Below are 5356 nucleotides of genomic sequence, written 5' to 3'. Positions count from 1 at the left end.
AAAGAAAAGAATATTTTTTATATTGAATATTTTCAAGCCTATTAATAAAATCAGCATTTTTATTGCAGGCACTTTTGCTAACATGGTGGCAAAAATTCCTAAAACCGGTGGGCCGGTTATATATACCAGGGTTGCTTTTGGCGAGTTTCCATCATTTTTGGTGGGATGGGCTTATTGGATAGGTGCATGGACATCTTTAGGAGCATTGATAAATGGATGTATAAGATATCTTGGCAATATAATTCCTGTGGTTAGTGAAAATAGGGTGATTGCTTTTATTATGGCATCTGCTATTTTATGGATAATAATTTATTTTAACATAAAAGGTATTAAACAAGCAGGCAGTGTTGTTGTATTTACTACTATATGTAAATTGATTCCATTGGGAGTTTTTGTAGTGATTGGATTATTTCATTTTCATCCGGAATATTTTAATACTGTATCCAGTGCCAAAGTTTCAGGGATTAGTACTCTGTCCGCGGCTATTGGAGTTACGTTATGGTCTTTCATGGGATTGGAAATGGGTGTATTCCCTGCGGAGGAAACTAAAAATGCGCCTGTATTCATTAAAAGGGCCACAATTTTTGGGACAATCTTTGTGGCAATTATTTATATACTGATTAGTACTATTTCGTTTGGTGTTGTACCTCAGAATCAGCTTGCGGATTCAAAGGCACCTATAGCTGAGATGTTAAATCTAATGACCGGCGGTAGATGGGGCGGTATATTTATTTCTGTTGGAGTTGTTATTTCAACATTAGGAGCAGCAACAGGGTGTGCCATAGTTACAGCGAGATGTTCCTATGCATGTGCGGTTGACAAGACATTTCCGGCTATTTTTAAGAAGATGAATTTGAAGTATGGTACACCAGAAATGTCACTGATTATTGCAGGTATACTGACCAATCTCTTATTAATTCTAAATTACGTAAATGGATTAAATGCAGCGTATCAATTTATAATGCTATTATCCACTATGTCTACTTTACCAGCCTATGTTGCGACCGCTGGAGCTGAGATATTGATTTGTAAGAAGTACAACCATAATCTGAGCGTGGGTAATTTTATTAGGAAGTCAATTGCTCCCCTTATAGCTTTTGCTTATAGCTGTTATGCTGTTTATGGTTGTGGACAGGAAGCTGTTTTATGGGGATTTATATTGATGCTTTTAGGTATACCCTTTTATCTGTATGTTAAGATTGATGAAAGAAATAAAACGGGAATTGACTGTGTGGATAGAAGGTTTTTGAATATGTAATTGTTATTGAAGAAGGTATTATAAAACTTGTATTGAGTGTAAACGAGGAGGTAAGTTATGAATTATGAAGTTATTAGAGAAAAAGTAGGGAAGCTTAAGGGCAAAGTTGGATTTTGCTATAAGGATCTGGACAGCGGAGATAGCTTCGGTGTAAATGAAGATGAACCTTTTATTGCTGCAAGTATAATTAAAATACCTATCTTGATTGAAGCATATAGACAATTCAGAGAAAAAATTTTATTTAAGGAAGAGCTTGTTGAAATTAAAGAATCTGATAGGGTGCCGTCATGTGGAGCTGCTGCTTATATTCATCCAGGAGCAAGGCTTATGCTGAAAGATCTCTGTGTATTGATGATTGTTTTAAGTGACAATATGGCTGCAAATATTTTAATCAAAAAGCTAAAGATGAGTAATATCAATAATACAATGAAGCAGCTTGGAATGAAGAAAACTAAGGTAAACAGAATTCTATTTGATTCAGATGCCGAAAAAGCCGGCAAACAGAATTATTTTGCACCTGATGAGATTCTCAAATTGTTTGAGATGATGTGGAAAGGAAGCTTAATTTCCCGCCAGGACAGCGAGGATATGATTAAAATATTTAAGCTTCAGCAAATTAACTATAAGATGCCCTATTTGTTATCAGAGGATATATGCGTTGCACATAAGACGGGAGATGATGAAGGAATTACACACGATGCCGGCATTGTATATGCTAGAAAACCATTTATTTTGTGCTTTGCTTCTAATGAAACCGATGTTAATGAAACGGATGAATTTATTAGAAAGACCACTAGAGAAATATTCGAACAGAATTCTTGATGATGATATGAATTCTATAAGTAAAAGGAAAAAAGTTTAATAGATAAAAGATTTTACTATAAAATGGAAATTGCGGGGGCGATATCATGATAAAAAACTCAAATGAGGAGAACTTTCAAATTGTATGTGGATTAGTTGATGTTACGAAAATAGATTCTACTCTAGTAGTTGATTTAAAATATGCCAAAAAAGATAATTTTTTAAAAAGGAGTGTCTATCCAATTGAAAAAGCTGTTCTCCAACTTGAAGTAGCAAAAAAACTTGCGGAAGCCAATGACGAGTTTCATAAATACGGATTTACTATAAAAATATGGGATGCTTATAGACCATTTTCAGTTCAAAAGATGATGTGGGAAATCATGCCCAATGATGATTTTATTGCAAATCCTTCCCATGGATCTGTACACAATAGAGGGGCCGCTGTGGATGTAACGCTTGTAGATAAAGTGGGAAGGGAAATGGAAATGCCGAGTGGTTTTGATGATTTTACAGAAAAAGCTTTTATCAATTATAATGGTGCCACTGCTAAGGCAATTGAAAATAGAGAATTTCTTGCAAAAATTATGATGAAACATGGATTTACACGCCTTGAAAGTGAATGGTGGCATTTTTACGGACCTAATGCATATCGTTATCCTATTAGCAATGTGAAATTGGAGGAATTTTTAGATTATAAGCAATAGATTAGTTTCTCTCAACTTTGGTTGAATCTGATATGATTATTGACACAATTGAATGTAAAAATAAAGAAGTACAATTTATAATTGTCGTAAATAGCATAAAAGGAGATACTGAAATAATTATTTAAGTCTATATTTTATGAAGTATAATTAAATAAAGGGAGTTGAATAAATAATGAATGAAAATTTATGGAATAGATGTGTGGTTTTCCACGGGCACGAGTGCCCAGGGTTAGCTATAGGTTTTAGGGCCTGTGAAGTAGCTGTAAAAGAGATGAACATAGAATTCTCTCACGATGAAGAAATAGTATGCGTTTGTGAAAACGATTCTTGTGCAGTTGATGCAGTACAGGTTATAACGGGATGTACTTTTGGCAAGGGAAATCTCATATACAGAGGAACTGGAAAAATGGCCTTTTCATTTTTTAATAGACAAAATGGAGACAATGTGAGGATTGTGTCAAAACCTTCAAAAGTCAAAATGAACAAAGAGGAGAGGCAAAGGTACATTTTGAAAGCTCCAATAGAAGATATTTTTTGTATTAAAAAACCACATTTTAAGATACCTGAAGCTGCAAGAATATTTAAGACTGTAACCTGTGAGAAATGCGGCGAAGGGGTATCTGAAAATAAAATAAGGTTGGAAGATGGTAAAAAAGTTTGTCTTGATTGTTTTCATGAATATTCAAGGGGATGGTAGAATTAATTTAAATATACAATAAACATGAGAATTGGAAGCGACAAGATAATTCCCATAAATGTAAGAATAATTAGTGCTACTAACAAAAACTTATGGGAGGAAGTGCTAAATAAGAGATTTAGGGAAGATCTCTATTATAGATTAAATGTCCTTGAACTTAATATACCTCCACTTAGAGATAGAAGACAGGATATACCAGAGATTTCTAGGGAACTTATATCTGAAGAATTCAGCGGATTATATGAAAGATACCAGGATAAATGGGAAGAAATTTTTAGATTACTTATTTCTTACGATTTTTTGGGAAATGTAAGAGAATTAAAGAATATCCTTAAAAGAATATCTATTTTTATTGAAAGTGAAGACAAAAATTGTTTTGATGCAGAGGAATTAATAAATAAAGTATATAAAAAAAGGGAGACACAAATATCACAAAATAAGAGATTAGAAATTGAATGTATTTTAGAAGCCCTTTCTGAATTTAATGGCAATAGAGAAAAAGCTGCCAAAAGGCTTGGTATGAGTAGGACAACACTGTGGCGTAAAATTAAAAATTATGGAATATCATAAATAAGAAGAAACTACCTTTGAAACAAGTAAATTGTCGGGAAGGTAGTTTTTTGTAGATGACTGTTTAAAGTTGGTGAGCAATTTCAGTTAACCTTTCAGACATAGTGGTTATTTCTTCTATGCTTGCTGTAATCTCCTGTGTAGCAGCAGCCTGCTCCTGGCTGGAAGACAGGGAACCCTTGCTTTTCTCGCTGGATATATTAACTTTTTCTTCAATATTGCCTGTTAATTTCTTTATTTTAGGAACTGTACTCTTAGCTTGATCTGACAATTTCCTGATTTCATTTGCTACCACGCCAAAGCCGCTTCCTGCTTGTCCTGCTCTGGCGGCTTCAATTGCAGCATTTAATCCCAACATTTTTGTGGCATCGGCAATATTAGCTATGAAAGAAGTTACCTCATTTATGTCTTCTGACAGTTTCGTTATTTCATTGATACTGTTGTGAAGTTCCTGTTCATTGGTGTGAATTTGAGACGCAGATGCTGCTAACTCCTCAATTGCAGAAGATATTCCCGTAATATTTTCTGTAAGATTGCTTGACATATCTCTTAAATTTACAGCTGCTTCCTTTGGAGTTATTATGGAGAATGTTCCAACAACTTCACTGGTATCTTTGTCGAGTAATGGAAAACTTACATTCCTTACAGGAATTCCATAAATTGAAGCATCCAATTCTTTCTCCTGCTGTTTTCCTGTTTTTATGACTTCACTGCTTAAAAAATTATTTTCAAATTTTTCTCCAGCTTTTATAGAGGGTATATTAAATTTTTGCGAAGATTGAACTTTTACAAACTGTTCTAAATCCGTCAAGCATAAAAAGGCACCTTCCGGGAACATCTGAGCCAATACCGGTGCAAAACCGTCAAAAGCTACAGCTACTGGATGTAATCTGGGGAAAGCCATGGAAAATGCACCTACAGCTTTATCAGTTTCATCTACAATCGGAATTGAAATTATTTCTAATCTTGTACCATAAACAGAACGTGGAATTTTTTGGGTTAATATCCTCTTTTCTTGAAGGGCTATACTGGTTGTACTGTTTTTGCTTAATTTTTTACCTACGTGGAATACATCCATATTTAAGGACTTGGAATATTTAACCCATTCCATGGTATCTTCTTTTGTAATTCCATATACAACTCCTCCCGGTACTAAGTCAGCTTGGGCTTCTGATAATCTTTTTAAATCTTCTAATGCATTAACTGAAATCATAATATAATTTTCTCCTCTCTAATTGTGATGTTGTTTTGATGTATTTTTAATATTAAATTTAATATATTATAATGGTTATTTAGTACATAATAAATATTTTGTTATATTATCGC

Annotated in this window: 6 protein-coding genes and 1 pseudogene; 6 read left to right on the top strand and 1 reads right to left on the bottom strand. The window is 33.8% G+C overall.

What is annotated here, in order from left to right; translation table 11 throughout:
* The 6 genes and pseudogenes from J5G60_RS16395 to J5G60_RS16375 form a co-directional block, all read left to right on the top strand.
* On the top strand, nt 1-1258 hold a 1258-nt coding region (locus tag J5G60_RS16395), incomplete at its 5' end, for an APC family permease (RefSeq protein WP_207876582.1).
* A gap of 57 nt (nt 1259-1315) precedes the next feature.
* Complete coding sequence (locus J5G60_RS16390) at nt 1316-2080, top strand: serine hydrolase (protein WP_150357105.1); 765 nt, start codon at nt 1316-1318, stop codon at nt 2078-2080.
* An 86-nt stretch (nt 2081-2166) separates the two neighbouring features.
* Nucleotides 2167-2763: a M15 family metallopeptidase gene (locus J5G60_RS16385; RefSeq protein WP_150357104.1), complete on the top strand. Its 597-nt coding sequence runs from the start codon at nt 2167-2169 to the stop codon at nt 2761-2763.
* A gap of 172 nt (nt 2764-2935) precedes the next feature.
* A complete protein-coding gene (locus J5G60_RS16380) occupies nt 2936-3460 on the top strand; it encodes an FmdE family protein (protein ID WP_150357103.1) in 525 nt (174 codons plus the stop codon).
* 24 nt (nt 3461-3484) lie between these two features.
* Nucleotides 3485-3559 (top strand): annotated as a pseudogene (locus J5G60_RS19255) (sigma 54-interacting transcriptional regulator); the annotation flags it as partial.
* Between the two features lie 3 nt (nt 3560-3562).
* Nucleotides 3563-4030 (top strand): helix-turn-helix domain-containing protein, encoded by a 468-nt coding sequence (locus J5G60_RS16375; RefSeq protein WP_236035338.1) that lies wholly within the window; start codon nt 3563-3565, stop codon nt 4028-4030.
* A gap of 64 nt (nt 4031-4094) precedes the next feature.
* Here J5G60_RS16375 and J5G60_RS16370 read toward each other — a convergent pair whose 3' ends face one another.
* Complete coding sequence (locus tag J5G60_RS16370) at nt 4095-5243, bottom strand: methyl-accepting chemotaxis protein (RefSeq protein WP_150357101.1); 1149 nt, start codon at nt 5241-5243, stop codon at nt 4095-4097.
* Nucleotides 5244-5356: the final 113 nt, after the last annotated feature.

The sequence above is a fragment of the Clostridium sp. HV4-5-A1G genome (assembly GCF_900184915.1).
GTDB classification, from domain to species: Bacteria; Bacillota; Clostridia; order Clostridiales; family Clostridiaceae; genus Clostridium_B; species Clostridium_B aromativorans.
This window is presented reverse-complemented; position numbering and strand designations above follow the sequence as displayed.

Bases quoted from the DNA above. Each gene is read 5' to 3' on its own strand.
- J5G60_RS16390 (WP_150357105.1), top strand. From the start codon at position 1,316: ATGAATTATGAAGTTATTAGAGAAAAAGTAGGGAAGCTTAAGGGCAAA.
- J5G60_RS16380 (WP_150357103.1), top strand. From the start codon at position 2,936: ATGAATGAAAATTTATGGAATAGATGTGTGGTTTTCCACGGGCACGAG.
- J5G60_RS16385 (WP_150357104.1), top strand. From the start codon at position 2,167: ATGATAAAAAACTCAAATGAGGAGAACTTTCAAATTGTATGTGGATTA.
- J5G60_RS16370 (WP_150357101.1), bottom strand. From the start codon at position 5,243: ATGATTTCAGTTAATGCATTAGAAGATTTAAAAAGATTATCAGAAGCC.